We start from the raw sequence: 16,117 nt of genomic DNA, 5'->3' as shown, positions 1-16,117 counted from the left end.
GCGACCCGCGCCGCGCGCGTCGCAGAACCTGCGGGTTCGCGAGCCCTCAGCCGGTGTGAACTGGGACGCGAAGTCGAGCGTGTCTCAGAAACGGCGGCTTCGGGGGTCGAACACCCGCATGTTGTGTGACATGGCCGAGGATGTCGACCCCGCACGGGCGCCACGACGCACGCCGGATCGAGCGCCGCCTGCGCGCCGCCTGCACACCGGATCACGCGTCGGATCAGGCGGCGGTCTCCCGCGCTATCGCGGCAAGGAACGCGTCGATGTCCGCCTCGGTGGTGTCGAACGAGCACATCCAGCGCACCTCGTTGCGCGAGGCATCCCAGTCGTAGAACCGGAACGCTTCGCGCAGCCGGTCGGCCACACCGTCCGGCAGGGTCGCGAACACGCCGTTGGACTGCGTCGGCTGGGCGAATGCGACGCCGCGGATCGACCCGTTGGCCAGGCCCTTCTCGACGCCCGTGCGCAGCCGCTGTGCCATGGCGTTCGCGTGCCGCGCGTTGCGCAGCCACAGGTCGCCCTCTAGTAGGGCGACCAGCTGCGCCGAAACGAACCGCATCTTCGACGCGAGCTGCATGTTGAGCTTGCGCAGGTAGGTCAGGCCGGTGGATGCCGCGGGGTCGAGCACCACGATGGCCTCGGCGCCCATCGCCCCGTTCTTCGTCCCGCCGAAGCTCAGCACGTCGACGCCGACGTCGCGGGCGAACGCCCGCAGCGGCACGTCGAGGGCGGCTGCGGCGTTGGCCAGGCGCGCTCCGTCGAGGTGCACACGCATGCCGTGGCCGTGCGCGTGGTCGCACAGGGCCTTCAGCTCGTCCGGCGTGTACAGCGTGCCGAGCTCGGTGGACTGCGTGACCGACACCACGAGCGGCTGCGCGCGGTGCTCGTCCCCCCACCCCCACGCCTGCAGGTCCACGAGCGCGGGCGTCAGCTTGCCGTCCTCGGTCGGCACCGTGAGGAGCTTCATGCTGCCCACGCGCTCCGGTGCACCCTGCTCGTCGACGTTGATGTGCGCTGTCGCGGCCGTGATCACCGCGCCCCACCGCGGCAGCATCGACTGCAGCGCGGTCACGTTCGCTCCGGTCCCGTTGAACACCGGGAACGCCTCGACGCCCTCGCCGAAGTGGTCGACCATGACCTCCTGCAGGCGCGTCGTGTAGACGTCCTCCCCGTACGAGATCTGGTGCCCCTCATTGGCCGCCGCGATGGCGGCGAGGACGTCGGGGTGGATGCCGGAGTAGTTGTCGGACGCGAAGCCGCGCAGGTTCGGGTCATGCAGAGGGGTCACAGACATCCAATCTAGTCCTGCGGGAAAGCGGCTCAGGAGGCGGCGGTCAGGTCGACCACGGCGCCGTTGACCTCCGCGGGGTCGGCGTCCCACAGCGCGATGAAGCGGTCGGCGACCTCCTGCTCGAGGCCCGCGAGCGCCTTGACCCGGAAGACGACGGATGCCGCCGCCAGCGGCCGGCCGGCGTCCCGCGCAGTCTTCGCGAAGCCCTGCGCGACGGCGTGCATCCAGGCCTCGCTGGCCGCCTTGATCGCCGCGTAGTTCGCGCCGCCGGCCAGCGGTCGCGCGACCGTGGTCGACGAGATCATCGCCAGGCGCGCCCCATCCGATGCGTTCAGGTCGTCGTCGAACGCGCGGCTCACGTGCCGCAGCGCCGTGAGCGACCGCTCCAGGAAGCGGAAGTCGGCGTCGGACTGTCCGGCCAGGCCCCCACCGCCGCGCCATCCGCCGACGAGGTGCAGCACCCCGTCGACGCGGATGCCGTCACCGTGCAGGCGCTGTGCGAGCCCGAACACCGCCTGTTCGTCGGTGAGGTCGCACGACGCGGTCTCCCACGCCGTCCCGGCACCGGCCGGGTCCACGCGCGCGGCAAGCGCCTCGAGCTTCGCGGGATCGTGCCCCACCGCGACCACGAAGGCCCCGGCATCCCGCAGCGCCTGCACCGCCACCGCGCCGCTGTCGCTGGTCGCACCCGCGACGAGCACCGTGCGCCCTGTCAGATCCGTCACTGCCGCTTCCCCTCTGTCGTGCGGCCACCATGCCGCGCGCCGTTACCGCCGACGAAATAGTACGACGTCGCCGACACGGCGTTGGATCAGCGGTCGGCGGCGCGGATGCCGGAGGTCGACGCTATGACGTCGCGCATCTTCTTCTCCAGCGCCTCGTAGAACATCGACAGCGGGAACTCGTCGTCGTTCACGGCATCCGTGTATCCGCGCGGCGCACCGCCGAGCACTTCGTCCGGCAGGCCGCGTGCCCACGCCGACGCCGGGTTCGGGGTCAGCACCGAGCGCACGAGCTCGTACGCGGCGAGCCAGTGCGCGGTCTTCGGCCGGTCGATCGAGCGCCAGTACAGGTCGTCGATGGCGTCGCCCAACGCCACCACGGCGGCCGGGACATCGGCCCAGTCGAACGCGAGCGCGGTGTCGGTCCAGTGCAGCACGTCCCGCTGGTGCAGCCACGCGAACAGCAGCTGACCGCCGACCGCGTCGTAGTTGCGCACCCGGGTCCCGGTGATCGCGAACCGGAAGATGCGGTCGAAGATCACGGCGTACTGCACGAGCTTCGCGTGCGCGAGGATCTGCTCCTCGACCTCGCTGCGCTGATCCTGCGCCTCGAGCCGCCGCTGGATCGCCACGGACTCCCGGAACGCGGTCATGTCGCAGCGCATCTCCTCCAGAGAGTAGAGGAAGTACGGCATCCGCTGCTTGATCATGAACGGGTCGAACGGCAGATCGCCGCGCATGTGGGTGCGGTCGTGGATGATATCCCACATCACGAACGTCTCCTCGGCGAGCTTCTGGTCGTCGAGCATCCGCGCCGCCTCGGCCGGCAGGTCGAGCTTCGTGATCTCGGATGCCGCCCGCACCACCCGACGGTAGCGCGCCGCCTCGCGGTCCTGGAAGATGGCCCCCCACGTGAACGTGGGGATCTCCCGCATCGCGACGGTCTCCGGGAACAGCACCGCCGAATTCGTGTCGTAGCCGGCGGTGAAGTCGACCAGGCGCAGCGACACGAACAACTTGTTGCCGTAGTCGCCGGCCTCCAGTGCCGCCACGAACTCCGGCCAGATGACCTCGACGATCAGCGCCTCGACGTACCGGTTGCTCGACCCGTTCTGCGTGTACATCGGGAACACGACAAGGTGCCGCAGCCCGTCGACGCGGTGCTGCTCGGGATGGAACGCGACGAGCGAGTCGTAGAAGTCGGGCACGCCGAAGCCCTCGGCGGCCCAGCGGTCGAAGTCGCGGACGGATGCCGTCAGGTAGGCCTCGTCGTAGGGGAACAGCGGGGCGAGCTCGTCAATCGACGCCGTGATCCGCGCCACCAGCTCTGCCGCGCGGGGTGTGTCCGTCTCGTCCGGGACGGATCCATCCTGCGTCTGCAGACCCTGCAGGGCGGTTGCGGCATCCTTCAGCGTGAGCCAGGCGGCGGAGGTCTCGACGTCCGCCGCGGCGCCCTCCTGCGCGGGTGCGGTGTGGATCTGACTCGTGGACATGGGAACCCCCGATCTGCATATGATGCGTAAATCTTCCGGTCTGATCGCCGATACACCGATAATATTACGGGCATGAGTGAATCGCCATCAGAGGCGCCGTTGGATGCGGCCGACACCGGCATCCTCGCGGAGATCTCCCGTGACGCCCGCGCGACGCTCGCGACGCTCGCCGCGGCGGTGGGCCTGTCGGTCTCGGCCGTGCAGGCGCGGCTGCGCCGGCTCGAGTCCCGCGGCGTGATCACCGGGTACCGGCCGATCCTGGACGCCGAGGCCGTCGGCAAGCCGCTGGCCGCGTTCATCGAGATCTCACCCCTGGATCCCGCCCAGCCCGACAACGCGCCCGAGCTGCTCGAGCCGCTGCCGGAGATCGAGGCCTGCCACTCGATCGCCGGCGACGCCAGCTACATGCTGTTCGTGCGCGTCGCCTCCCCCCGGGACCTGGAGCGGCTGATCGGCGAGATCCGCCGGGCGGCGGCGGTGCGCACGCGCACCACGGTCGTGCTGCAGACGTTCTACGAGAACCGGACGCTCGTCCCCGTTCCCGCTCGCTGAGTCGGCGGCATCCCGATCCCGGGTCCCGCCTCCGAGACGCGCCCCGGTCACGAAGCCCCCTGCCCGCGCGGCGCGATCTGGGGCAGGATGTCCGCAGAGGCGTCGCGGGAGCCGCCAGCCCGCCGCCAGCGACCTGCCGGGAGGCGATCAACGATGACGAACAGCTTCGGGGCGAAGGACACGCTCACCGTCGGCGACAAGCAGTACGAGATCTACCGGATCGACAGCATCCCGGACTCGGACAGGCTGCCGTACAGCATGAAGATCCTGCTGGAGAACCTGCTGCGCAACGAGGACGGCGCCTCGGTCACCGCCGATCAGGTGCGCGCGCTGGCGGCCTGGAACGGGGCCGACGTCGGTCATTCCGAGATCCAGTTCACTCCGGCGCGGGTGCTGCTGCAGGACTTCACCGGCGTGCCGTGCGTTGTCGACCTCGTCGCGATGCGCGACGCGATGGACGAGCTCGGCGGCGACCCGCAGCAGGTGAACCCGCTGATCCCGGTCGAGCTCGTGATCGACCACTCCGTCATCGCCGACAGCTTCGGGCGCCCCCAGTCGGCGAAGATCAACGCCGACCTCGAGTTCGAGCGCAACCGCGAGCGCTACCAGCTGCTGCGCTGGGCGCAGCACGCGTTCGACGACTTCGTGGTCGTGCCGCCGGACACCGGCATCTGCCACCAGGTGAACCTGGAGTATCTGGCCCGCGTGGTGTTCGGGGCGGATGCCGCGGGCGACCCGATGCCGCAGGCGTACCCCGACACGCTCGTGGGGACGGACTCGCACACCCCGATGGTGAACGGGCTCGGCGTGCTGGGATGGGGCGTGGGCGGCATCGAGGCCGAGGCCGCGATGCTCGGCCAGCCGGTGTCGATGCTGCTGCCCGAGGTGATCGGACTGAAGCTGCGCGGCGAGCTGCGCGAGGGCGTGACCGCCACCGACATGGTGCTCACCGTCGCCGAGCTGCTGCGTCAGACCGGCGTCGTCGGAAAGTTCGTGGAGCTGTTCGGGCCGGGCGTCGCCAACGTCCCGCTGGCCAACCGCGCCACGATCGGGAACATGAGCCCCGAGTACGGGTCGACTGTGACGATCTTCCCGATCGACGACGAGACGCTGGACTACCTGCGCTTCACCGGCCGCAGCCCGGAGCGGGTGGCTCTGGTCGAGGCGTACGCGAAGGCGCAGGGGCTGTGGCACGACCCCGACCGCGAGCCGGAGTACTCGCACGTGGTCGAACTCGACCTCGCCTCGATCGAGCCGTCGATCGCCGGCCCCAAGCGGCCGCAGGACCGCATCCCGCTTGCGGTCGCCCAGCGCACCGTCCAGCGGCTGCTGGCCGACCCGGCGGCGGACGTGAAGACGCTCACGGCCCTGGACGACGCTATCGACGACACGTTCCCGGCATCCGACCCGTTCCTCGGTGAGCCGGAGATGTTCGAGCCGCACGCCGCGGTGGCTGCGCCCGTCGACGACGACGCCTCCGACGACTGGCCGTCCCACCCGCAGCCGCTCGCCCTGGGCGGCGAGCAGCTCAGCCTCGACAATGGGGACGTCGTGATAGCGGCGATCACCTCGTGCACGAACACGTCGAACCCGTCCGTCATGATCGGGGCGGCGCTGCTGGCGCGCAACGCCGTGCAGAAGGGTCTGAAGTCCAAGCCGTGGGTGAAGACATCCCTCGCCCCCGGGTCTCGCGTGGTGACCGACTACTTCGAGCGGGCGGGCCTCACGCCGTACCTCGACGAGCTCGGCTTCCACCTCGTCGGGTACGGATGCACGACGTGCATCGGCAACTCGGGCCCGCTCATCGAGGAGGTCGGCGCCGCCGTGGACGCCGGCGATCTCACGGTCGCATCGGTGCTCAGCGGCAACCGCAACTTCGAGGGCCGGATCCATTCCCAGACGCGCATGAACTTCCTCGCGTCGCCGCCGCTGGTTGTCGCGTACGCGCTCGCCGGATCGATGCACGTGGATCTGAACCGCGATCCGCTGGGCACCGGCGGCGACGGCGCTCCGGTGTTCCTGAAGGACATCTGGCCCAGCGCGAAGGACATCAAGGAGGTCGTCGACGCGTGCGTGGAAGCCCGCATGTTCACCGAGGGGTACTCGGATGTCTACGCCGGCGACGAGAACTGGAACGCGCTGCCGGTGCCGGAGGGCGACCGGTTCGACTGGCAGGAAGACTCCACGTACGTGCGGCGCCCGCCGTACTTCGACGGCATGGGGGTCGAGCTCGAGCCGCTGCAGGACATCACCGGCGCCCGCGTGCTGGCCAAGCTGGGCGACTCGGTGACGACCGACCACATCTCGCCGGCGGGCTCGATCAAACGCGATTCGCCCGCGGGGGAGTACCTCACCGCGCACGACGTGGAGCCGCGCCAGTTCAACTCGTACGGGTCGCGACGCGGCAACCACGAGGTGATGATCCGCGGCACGTTCGCAAACATCCGGCTGCGCAACGAGCTGGTGCCGGGCGTGGAAGGCGGGTTCACCCGGGTGCTGCCCGGCGGTGAACCCACCACGATCTTCGCGGCATCCGAAGCGTATGCCGCCTCCGGAACACCGCTGATAGTGCTGGCCGGCAAGGAATACGGATCCGGGTCGTCGCGCGACTGGGCCGCCAAGGGCACGCTGCTGCTGGGCGCGAAGGCGGTGCTGGCCGAGTCGTTCGAGCGGATCCACCGGTCGAACCTGATCGGGATGGGCGTCCTGCCGCTGCAGTTCCGCGACGGGGAGTCGGCGGCATCCCTCGGGCTGGACGGCACCGAGACGTACGCGATCACCGGCATCGCCGGTGCCGACGCCGTTCCCCGCGAGGTGACCGTGCACGTCCGGGCCGACGACGGGCAGGAGCGCACGTTCACCGCGACCGTGCGCATCGACACCCCGACCGAGCGGGAGTACTACCGCCACGGCGGCATCCTCCCGTACGTGCTGCGTCAGCGCCTGTCCACGGCGCAGCGCTGAGGACGGGTCCGGAGTACATCTGACGGCGGATGCCGCGCGCGCCGGGCTCCCGTAGCGTGGAGGGCGTGTTCCGGCCCCTGTCGACGTATCAGATCGTCATCGATGTGATCGTCGCCGCCGCGTTCGCCCTGCTCGCCCTGCCGCTCGAGCACGCCCTCGGGGTCGCCATCGCGGGCAACGTCCCCGTCGCGGCCCTGCTGTCGATAGTGTTCGGCGGCGCGTTCGCGGTGCGGCGGCTGTCGCCCCCGCTCGCGCTCGCGCTGGCATGGGCGGGCGCCGCGCTGCAGATGGCGTTCGGCCGTCCGCCCGGCGCCGTGGACCTCGCCGTGTTCGCCGTCCTGTACACCGCCGCCGCGTACGGGTCGCGGCGGGTGTTCTGGCTGGGGTTCTCCTCCGCGCTCGTGGGGGCGGCGGTCGCCACGGTCTACGTGTACCTGGTCCTCAGCACCGGCCCCCTCACCGTCGAGACCCTCCCGGCGGCGCTGGCCGCGCTGATCGCCGCGACGTTCGCGCTGCTGCTGGCGTGGACGGCCGGGGCGCTGGTCCGCACCGCGGCGCGGGCCCGGGCCGACCGTCTCGCCCGGGAGCGCGCCCGGACGGACGCCGCCGCAGAGCAGGAGCGCACGCGCATCGCCCGCGACATGCACGACGTCGTCGCGCACTCGCTCGCCGTCGTGATCGCCCAGGCCGACGGTGCCCGTTATGCCGGCGCCGATCCGCGGGCCCGGGATGCCGCGCTGGGCACCATCGCCTCCACCGCCCGCGCCGCCCTCGCGGACGTCCGCGTGCTGCTGGCGCAGCTGCGCCACCGGCAGGAGGACGGCCCCCAGCCGACCGCGGCCGATCTGGAGACCCTGTTCGCGCAGGTGCGCGCGGCCGGGCTCGCGCTGCGCGTGGACATCGCCCCCGCGCCCCGCGTCGCCGCGCCGACATCGGTGCAGCTGGCGGTGTACCGGATCCTGCAGGAGGCGCTCACGAACGCGCTGCGCCATGGCGCCGGCGCGCCGGTCGATCTGCGGCTGGCGTGGCATCCGGACCGCGTCGAGCTCTCCGTGCGCAACGCGCTGCCCGCCCGCGCCACCGTTCGGTCGTCGCAAAATGCGACTTCCGAGCCGGAAAACCCGCATTTCGTGACGACCGAACCCGGGGGTGCGCCGCGCGGTCACGGCCTGATCGGGATGCGCGAGCGCGCGCTCCTGACCGGGGGGACCCTGGATGCCGGCGCCCAAGGCGCGTCGTTCATCGTGCGCGCGCGCATTCCCATCTCGGGGCCGGCATGATCCGGGTCGTGCTGGCCGACGATCAGGCGCTGTTCCGTGCGGGCATCCGCATGGTGATCGACTCGCAGGCGGACATGCAGGTCGTGGGGGAGGCCGCCGACGGGCGCGAGGCCGTCGAGGTGGTGCAGCGCAGCGCGCCGGACGTCGTGCTGATGGACATCCGGATGCCGGTGATGGACGGGCTCGCCGCCACCGCCCAGCTGCTGCAGGTCCCCGACGCGCCGCGGATAGTGATGCTGACGACGTTCGACCTGGACGAGGCGGCCGCGCGCGCCATCCGGCAGGGCGCGAGTGGATTCCTGCTGAAGGACGCGGACCCGGAGTTCCTGCTCGCCGCTATCCGCACGGTGCACGCCGGGTCGGCGGTGATCGCGGCATCCGCGACGCGTGACCTCTTCACGCAGGCGACGGATGCCGCCCCCGCTGCGGTCCCGGACGCCTACCGCCGGCTCACCGACCGGGAACGGGAGATCTTCGCCCTCGCGGCCCGCGGACTGTCGAACGCGGAGATAGCCGCGCGCGAATTCCTGTCCGAGGCAACCGTGAAGACACACATCAGCCGGATCCTTGCCAAGCTCGCGCTGCGGGACCGCGTGCAGCTGGTGGTGTTCGCGTTCGAGCACGGGCTGGAGTCCGGGTCCGGCCGGCGGCGGTAGCCGGCGTCAGCGGCCGAACAGCGCCAGCAGGAGCCCGGTCGGGATGCTGACGGCCAGCACCACCACGAGCACCCGGAATCCCCACACCAGCACCGGGTGCGCGGGCACACCGCGCCGCGTCGCGACGATGACCACGACGAGCGCGGCCACCAGCACCGCCCCGCCGACGAGGGTCATCGCGACGAGCCCGGTCAGCTGTCCGGTGAGCACGCCGACGTTGCCGGCGTTGAACAGCACGAACACCACCCACGCGAGCCGGACGCTCGGGCGCTGGGCGAGCCCGCTCAGCGCGGCGCCGAGTCCGGCCTGCGCGATGCCGCCCACGAGCACGAGGTACGCGGTCGCCCACGCTGTCTTCTGCGTCGTGACGTAGGCGGTCGCGGCGGCCAGCAGCCCGCCGGCGACCACGCACACGAGCGCGGCGACGAAGAACGGGAGCGCCCGGCGGACGACGCCGGACGCTCCCGCACTCACGGTGATCACACCAGGATCCGCAGCGGCTCGGTCAGCAGGTTCGTGAGATCGCGCAGGAACGCGGCCGCGGCAGCGCCGTCCAGCACGCGGTGGTCCACCGTCAGCGTCAGCCGCGTGCGGGGACGCACCTGCACCTGCCCGTCCACGACCACCGGCTCGTCCACGGTCGCCCCCACCGCGAGGATCGCGGCCTCGGGCGGGTTTATCACCGCGGTGAAAGCGTCGATGCCGAACATGCCCAGGTTCGACACCGAGAACGTGCCGCCGGTCATCTCGTCGAGCTTGAGCCGCCCGGCACGGGCGCGGGCGGCCAGGTCCTTCACCTCGGCGCCGATCGCCGTGATCGACTTGCGGTCGGCGTCCTTGATCACCGGGACCACGAGGCCGTCTTCCAGCGCGACCGCGACTCCCACGTTCACGTGCTTGTGGCGCAGGATGGCGTCGCCGCCGAACGAGGCGTTCACCTCCGGGTGGGCGGCCAGGGCGACGGCCACCGCGCGCACGACGAGGTCGTTCACGCTGACCTTCACGCCGGAGTCGGCGAGGCTCGTGTTGATGTTCCGGCGCACCTCGGTCAGCCGCGAGGCATCCAGCACGGTCGTGAGCTGGAACACCGGCACGAGTGCCGCCTCGGTGAGCCGACGTGCGGTGACCTTGCGGATCTGCGACAGCGGCACGCGCTCGTCGTCCTCCTGCGGCGCGCCGACCGGCGCCGCCGCGCCCGGGGCCGACTGCGGCTCCGGTGCGGTGGGGACGGATGCCGCGGCCGCCGGCTGCGCGGCCGGCTTTCCCGCGGTGAGGAGCTGCTCGAGGTCGGCGCGGATGATCCGGCCGCCCGGGCCCGTGCCATGCACGGTGCCGAGATCGATGCCGTGGCTGCGCGCGAGCGAGCGCACGAGCGGGGTCGCCTTGACCTTCGACCCGGACGACGCGGGCGCCTGGGACGCGTCGGCCGGTGTCTCCGCCTCGGCCTTCGGCGCATCCTCGCCCTTCGGCGCGGCGGCCGGTTCGGCGTCCTCCGCCGACGCGTCGGCACGCGCGGCCGGCGGCTCCTGGCCGGTGTCGGCCTGCGATGCGCCGCCGGCGGTCTCCGGCGCGGCCGCGGCATCCCCGGCATCCGACCCGCCCGACGACCCGGACCCGGCGCCGATCACGGCGATGGCCGCCCCGATCGCGACGTTCTCGCCCGGCTGCACGAGGATCTTCTCGAGCACACCGCTCTCGTACGCCTCGAGGTCCATCACCGCCTTGTCGGTCTCGATCTCGGCGAGCACGTCGCCGCGCGCGACCGTGTCCCCCTCGGCCTTGAGCCACTGGGCGATGGCGCCCTCGGTCATCGTGTCGGACAGTCGCGGCATGAACACTTCAGGCATCGCGTTCCCTCCTAGCGCGCGAAGCGCGTCGCATCCAGCTGTTCGTTGATGACACGGATGAGTGCGTCCGCATCGGGCAGGGCGATCTTCTCCAGCGACTTCGCATACGGCAGCGGCACCTCGGCGGCGGCGACCCGCCGCACCGGAGCGTCGAGGTAGTCGAACGCGCCCTCCTGGATGGTCGCGGCGATCTCCGCGCCGACCCCGTAGGTGAGCCAGTCGTCCTCGAGCACCACCGCGCGGCCGGTCTTGCGCGCCGAGCGGCAGATGGTCTCGCGGTCCAGCGGCCGCAGGCTGCACAGGTCCACGACCTCGACCGACACGCCCTGCTCGGCCATCCGCTGGGCGACGTCCTTCGCTATCACCGCCGAGCGCGAGTAGCCGATCACCGTGACATCGGTGCCGGGGACGGTGACCTTCGCACGGCCGAACTCCGCGACCTGCTCGCCGGCGGGCACCGGGCCCTTCGTGTTGTACAGCGACAGGTTCTCCAGCAGCAGCACCGGGTCGTTGTCGCGGATGGCGGCGGTGAGCATCGCCTTCGCGTCCGCGGGGGTCGACGGGGCGAGCACCTTCAGACCGGGGATGTGCGCGTACCAGACTTCGAGGTTCTGCGAGTGCGTGGCCGCGAGCTGCTGGCCGCCGCCCCCGGGCGTGCGGATCACCATCGGCACCGCCGTCTGCCCGCCGAACATGCCGTAGATCTTCGCGGCGTGATTGACGATCTGGTCGATCGCGATGAGGGAGAAGTTGATCGTCATGATCTCGACCACCGGACGCATCCCGAGCATCGCGGCGCCGATCGCAGCGCCGACGAACCCCTCCTCCGCGATGGGCGTGTCGCGGACGCGCTCGGGTCCGAACTCCTTGAGCAGGCCGGCGGTGATCTTGTAGGACCCCTCGAAGATGCCGATCTCCTCACCGAGGAGGATCACGCTCTCATCGCGCGTCATCTCCTCGCGGAGGGCGTCGTGCAGCGCCTGACGATACGTGATCTCGTTCTGGGCGTTGTCGGCCATCGCCGTCATGCCTCACTTCCTGCATAGGCATTGTCTGCGTCGGCGCTGTCCCAGCCGGCCGGCAGCACCGGATCGCCGGGCATCAGCCGCGGCGCGTTGGGCACGTCGGTCGCGTACGTGTAGTCGAACAGCTTCTCGGGGCCGGGCTCCGGGCTCGCGTCGGCGAACGCTATCGCGTTCGCGACCTCGGTGACCGCGTCGGCCTCGATCTGCTCGGCCTGCTTCTGGTCCAGGATGCCGTCGGCGATCAGCTGCTCGCGGTAGGCGGGCAGCGGATCGAGCCTCTTCAGTTCGGCGACCTCGTCCTTGCTGCGGTAGCGGGCCGGGTCCACGACCGAGTGGCCGCGCAGCCGGTGCGACATCACCTCGAGGATGCCGGGGCGGCGCTGCTCGCGCGCGGTGGCCAGCATCTCCTCGGCGGCCCGACGGACGACCGCGGGGTCGTCGCCGTCGACGCGGCGGCCTTCGATCCGGTACGCACATCCGCGCTTGTACAGCTCCGGCTCGCCGGACGCACTCTCCACCGTGGTGGCCATGCCGAGACCGTTGTTGATGATCACGTACACGATCGGCAGATTCCAGATCGCTGCGATGTTCAGCGACTCGTGGAACGCGCCGATGTTCGTCGTCCCGTCGCCCATCTGGCACATCACGGCTTCGGCATCGGGTCCGGGCTTGCCGCGGTACGTGAGGGCGAGCGCGGCGCCGGTGGCGGGGGGCAGCTGGCCACCGACGATCCCGTAGCCGCCCAGCATCCGCTTCTCGGCGTCGAACATGTGCATCGAGCCGCCCAGGCCCTTCGAGACGCCGCCTTCGCGACCGAACAGCTCCGCCATCACCCGGTCGGTGCCCAGGCCCCGCGCCAGGGCGTACCCGTGGTCGCGGTAGTTCGTGAAGAGGTAGTCCTTCTCGCGCAGCGCCGCCATCAGTCCCACGACCGTCGGCTCCTCGCCGAGGTTGAGGTGGCAGTACCCGCCGATCTTCGCACGGGTGTACATCTCCCCGGCGCGCTGCTCGAACTCGCGGATCAGCACCATCTCGCGGTAGTACCCGATGCGGGTCTGCGCGTCCGGCTGCGAGGACGCGCCCTTCGCCGCGGCGGGCGCGGTCTTCGCCCCGCTGCCGCGCGATCGGCGCTCCGCGGGTGCGGTCGCCGTCGTGTCGCCCTTCTTCGCCCGAGCACCCGCAGATCGTGCGGGTGCCTTCTTCGTTCGTGTCGACGTCTTCGCGTCGTCCGCGGGCACGCTGCCGCCGGTGGCGACCTTGTTGCCCTGCGGATCCTGCGTTCGTCCGGCCATGTATGAATCCCTCTCACCGAACAACGCGGCTTGTGACCGCGTGCTTCGTCACGGTCCGGGTGGCTGCTCCTGCAGCGCGAACCGGTCCTCGCTTCCCCCGCATTTCGGGCACACCAGCGGCGGGTGCGCGCCGCGGACGGTTTCGCCGCAGACGCCGCACGCCCATTCCACCATCCGGCCGACCAGGTCGTGCCGGCTGAGGATCCCGACCAGCCGGCCGGAAGAGATCACCGGGACACGGCGGATCTGCGAACCCACGAGGATCCGTCGCACCTGCTCGATGTCGGTGTCGGTCGTGACGCTGATCACCGCCGTGGTCATCACGTCCCGCGCCGTGCGGCCGGTGCGCGCAAGCAGATCGAGCTCACTGACCAGACCGAGCACGGTGCCGGAGGCATCCACCACCGGCACCGCGCTGATGCGCGCGGATGTCAGCGTCTCGGCGACGTGAGCCACCGTGGCGTCCGGGCCGACCGTGATCACGGGTACGGTCATCACCTGACCGGCTGTGATACCCGCAGCCGACTCCGATCGTGAAGCCATGACATCACCTCTGTCCCTGCATCGCAGATTATCAGGCTGCGCGGCACGCGGAGACCGCGGTGAAACGGCCGACGATCATCCCTGCGATGTAGGCGGATGCCGACTCCAGGCCGATGTGGACGTGGACGCGCCCTCCGTAGCGTCATTGGCATGCAGATCACATCGACCGAATCAGGGCTGGCCGCGCGCGTGGACCGGCTGCACAAGACGTACGGCGCCGGGGTGGGGCAGGTGCGGGCCCTGGACGACGTCACCGTCGGCATCCGGCGCGGGGAGTTCACCGCGATCATGGGGCCGTCCGGTTCCGGCAAGTCCACGCTCATGCACATCATGGCGGGCCTGGACGTCCCCACCGCGGGACGCGTGTGGATCGGCGACACCGAGATCACCGGGGCGGCCGACCGCGAGCTCACGATCCTGCGGCGACGCCGGGTCGGCTTCGTCTTCCAGTCGTTCAACCTGGTGCCCACGCTGGATGCCATCGGCAACATCCTGCTGCCGTTCGACCTCGACGGGCGGCGGCCGTCGGCGCTGGAGCGGGCCCGGATCGAGCGGCTCGTCGAAGGCCTGGGCCTCACCGCCCGGCTGCGGCACCGTCCGCACGAGCTCTCCGGCGGACAGCAGCAGCGCGTGGCGATCGCGCGGGCGCTGGCCACCGCCCCGGATCTCGTGTTCGCCGATGAGCCGACCGGCAACCTCGACTCGCGCTCGGGCCGCGAGGTCCTCGCACTGCTGCGCGCGGCCAGCGCGGAGCACGGGCAGTCGATAGCGATGGTGACGCACGACCCGGTCGCCGCCGCGCACGCCGATCGCGTCCTGTTCCTCGGCGACGGCAGGATCGTCGCCGACACGCCGCGGCAGAGCGCCCAGGAGATCTCGTCCTTCATGCTCGCCGCGGAGCTCGGGGTGTCCGCGTGAGCGCGGCGCGGACGAGCCGGGGACAGCGTCGTGCGCTCCGCGAGCACGGATGGTCCAGAAGGGGGGAGGGGACCAGCGGCGAGCGGGGGATCGGTGCCAGCATCCTCGTCGCCGGGATCTCGACCGCGTTCGGCGTGATCCTGCTGACGGCGACCGGGTACATCGCCGCGATCCTGCGGGCGGACCGCTATCTCGGCGACAGCAGGACGCTCGCTGTGGTCCTCGGGGTGCTCACGGTCGTGCTCGTCGGCGTGGCGGTCTACGTCGCGGCGATAGTGACGGCGAACACGTTCGCGACCGTTGTGGCCGGGCGTACCCGACACATCGCGCTGATGCGGCTGATCGGGGCGTCGGCGGGCGCGCAGCGCGCGCGCGTCGCGCGGCAGGGCCTGGTCGCCGGCGGTGTCGGGGCGACCGCGGGCCTTGTGACGGGGACCGCTCTGGCCGCGCTCGGCATCCAGGTGGCGGGGCGTGCGCTCGGTGTCCCGGACGTCGATGTCGCGGTGGTCCGGCCGGTGCTGCTCGTGCCGGCGGTCGTCGTCACGCTGACGACGTGGGCGGCGGCGTGGGCGGGGTCGCGGCGGGTGCTCGGTGTCACGCCGCTGCAGGCGCTGGGCGCCTCGGTGGAGGCGGGCGGCGAGCGGTCGCCGCGGCGGAGCGGCCGCACCGCCACCGCCGTGGCGCTGGGCGTCGCCGGCGCCGTGCTGCTGGCCGGGGGGATCGTGATCGGGCTCATCTCGCCGATGGGCGTCGCCGTGGCGTTCTTCGGCGGCATCCTGTCGTTCACCGGGGTCGTGCTCGGCGCGACGCTCGTGATGCCGCCGGCGCTGCGCCTGGTGGGCCGGGCGTTCGGTCGCGGTACGGTGGCACGGCTGGCCGCCGAGAACGCGCTGCGCTATCCGGAGCGGTCCAGCCGGATGGCGATCGGCGTCGTGATCGGCGTGACGCTGGTGACGATGCTCGCGGTCGCGATGGAGTCGACGAAGGCGGTGATGACGGCCGCCGCGGGCGGTCGTCTGCCGGACGAGCTGACGGCCGTGCTGGACACGGTCGCCGGTGTCATGATGGGCCTGATGGGGGTCTCGGCGGTGATCGCCGCGGTGGGGCTGGTGAACCTGCTCACGCTCGGCGTCGTCCAGCGCCGCTGTGAACTGGGGCTGCTGCGCGCACTCGGACTGGCGACGCGACAGGTCCGCGGCCTCGTGCTCCTGGAGGCCGCGCACATCACCGTGACGGCGGTCGCCGTCGGCGTCGTCCTCGGCATCGGATACGGGTGGGCGGGGGCGCAGTCGGTGCTCGGCGCGGTCGCCGCCGATCCGAACCACGGCAAGGCGGGCCTGGTGTGGCCGGCGATCCCCGTGCCGATCGTGGTCGGGATCGTGGGCGTTACGGCGCTGCTCACGCTCGTGGCGGCGGGGGCGCCCACGCGGCTCGCAACCCGAGTGCCACCGGTGGCAGCACTGGCCGGATAGCCGCGCGCGGAGTCCCCTTTCGCGGCGCCCGACGAGGGTGCACCCTGGATTCAGAGCGG

General features: G+C 71.5%; 14 protein-coding genes. 6 read left to right on the top strand and 8 right to left on the bottom strand.

From position 1 onward, the window contains the following. Window positions 1-223: 223 nt before the first annotated feature. The 3 genes from GH740_RS11840 to GH740_RS11830 form a co-directional block, all read right to left on the bottom strand. On the bottom strand, window positions 224-1,297 hold the full coding sequence (locus GH740_RS11840; protein WP_153746315.1) for a low specificity L-threonine aldolase: 1,074 nt from the start codon (window positions 1,295-1,297) through the stop codon (window positions 224-226). 26 nt (window positions 1,298-1,323) lie between these two features. After that, the gene (locus tag GH740_RS11835) at window positions 1,324-2,019 is read right to left on the bottom strand and encodes an SDR family NAD(P)-dependent oxidoreductase (RefSeq protein WP_367641531.1); all 696 of its coding nucleotides are present in this window, start codon (window positions 2,017-2,019) and stop codon (window positions 1,324-1,326) included. Between the two features lie 86 nt (window positions 2,020-2,105). Next, window positions 2,106-3,509, bottom strand: a complete 1,404-nt coding sequence (locus tag GH740_RS11830; protein WP_153746314.1) for a DUF6421 family protein — start codon at window positions 3,507-3,509, stop codon at window positions 2,106-2,108. 72 nt (window positions 3,510-3,581) lie between these two features. On the opposite strand from GH740_RS11830, the gene GH740_RS11825 reads away from it, so the two are divergent. The 4 genes from GH740_RS11825 (at window position 3,582) to GH740_RS11810 (ending at window position 8,961) form a co-directional block, all read left to right on the top strand. Next, a complete protein-coding gene (locus GH740_RS11825) occupies window positions 3,582-4,061 on the top strand; it encodes an Lrp/AsnC family transcriptional regulator (RefSeq protein ID WP_153746313.1) in 480 nt (159 codons plus the stop codon). Window positions 4,062-4,214: 153 nt separating this feature from the next. Beyond that, on the top strand, window positions 4,215-7,025 hold the full coding sequence (locus tag GH740_RS11820; protein ID WP_153746312.1) for an aconitate hydratase: 2,811 nt from the start codon (window positions 4,215-4,217) through the stop codon (window positions 7,023-7,025). Window positions 7,026-7,090: 65 nt separating this feature from the next. Further along, window positions 7,091-8,305 (top strand): sensor histidine kinase, encoded by a 1,215-nt coding sequence (locus tag GH740_RS11815; RefSeq protein WP_367641530.1) that lies wholly within the window; start codon window positions 7,091-7,093, stop codon window positions 8,303-8,305. Next, window positions 8,302-8,961: a response regulator transcription factor gene (locus tag GH740_RS11810; RefSeq protein WP_153746310.1), complete on the top strand. Its 660-nt coding sequence runs from the start codon at window positions 8,302-8,304 to the stop codon at window positions 8,959-8,961. Before GH740_RS11815 ends, GH740_RS11810 begins: the two co-directional genes overlap by 4 nt. A gap of 6 nt (window positions 8,962-8,967) precedes the next feature. Here GH740_RS11810 and GH740_RS11805 read toward each other — a convergent pair whose 3' ends face one another. From GH740_RS11805 to GH740_RS11785, 5 genes are read right to left on the bottom strand one after another with little or no spacing between them, the layout of a single operon-like run. Next, a complete protein-coding gene (locus GH740_RS11805; RefSeq protein WP_153746309.1) occupies window positions 8,968-9,444 on the bottom strand; it encodes a hypothetical protein in 477 nt (158 codons plus the stop codon). Then, complete coding sequence (locus GH740_RS11800) at window positions 9,441-10,808, bottom strand: dihydrolipoamide acetyltransferase family protein (protein WP_172978364.1); 1,368 nt, start codon at window positions 10,806-10,808, stop codon at window positions 9,441-9,443. The genes GH740_RS11805 and GH740_RS11800 overlap by 4 nt, the downstream gene beginning before the upstream one ends. 11 nt (window positions 10,809-10,819) lie before the next feature. Beyond that, window positions 10,820-11,836, bottom strand: a complete 1,017-nt coding sequence (locus tag GH740_RS11795) for an alpha-ketoacid dehydrogenase subunit beta (RefSeq protein WP_253941396.1) — start codon at window positions 11,834-11,836, stop codon at window positions 10,820-10,822. Next, a complete protein-coding gene (locus GH740_RS11790) occupies window positions 11,833-13,125 on the bottom strand; it encodes a thiamine pyrophosphate-dependent enzyme (RefSeq protein ID WP_153746308.1) in 1,293 nt (430 codons plus the stop codon). Before GH740_RS11790 ends, GH740_RS11795 begins: the two co-directional genes overlap by 4 nt. 48 nt (window positions 13,126-13,173) lie before the next feature. Continuing rightward, window positions 13,174-13,620: a CBS domain-containing protein gene (locus GH740_RS11785; protein ID WP_216644939.1), complete on the bottom strand. Its 447-nt coding sequence runs from the start codon at window positions 13,618-13,620 to the stop codon at window positions 13,174-13,176. Window positions 13,621-13,818: 198 nt separating this feature from the next. Here GH740_RS11785 and GH740_RS11780 point away from each other — a divergent pair, with 198 nt between their 5' ends. Together GH740_RS11780 and GH740_RS11775 are read left to right on the top strand one after the other, a co-directional pair. Beyond that, window positions 13,819-14,586: an ABC transporter ATP-binding protein gene (locus GH740_RS11780; protein ID WP_153746306.1), complete on the top strand. Its 768-nt coding sequence runs from the start codon at window positions 13,819-13,821 to the stop codon at window positions 14,584-14,586. Continuing rightward, window positions 14,583-16,058, top strand: coding sequence for an FtsX-like permease family protein (locus tag GH740_RS11775; protein ID WP_367641529.1), 1,476 nt, complete (start codon window positions 14,583-14,585; stop codon window positions 16,056-16,058). Before GH740_RS11780 ends, GH740_RS11775 begins: the two co-directional genes overlap by 4 nt. Window positions 16,059-16,117 lie beyond the last annotated feature (59 nt).

It is taken from the genome of Microbacterium sp. SYP-A9085, assembly GCF_009649635.1.
Lineage (GTDB): Bacteria > Actinomycetota > Actinomycetes > Actinomycetales > Microbacteriaceae > Microbacterium.
This window is presented reverse-complemented; position numbering and strand designations above follow the sequence as displayed.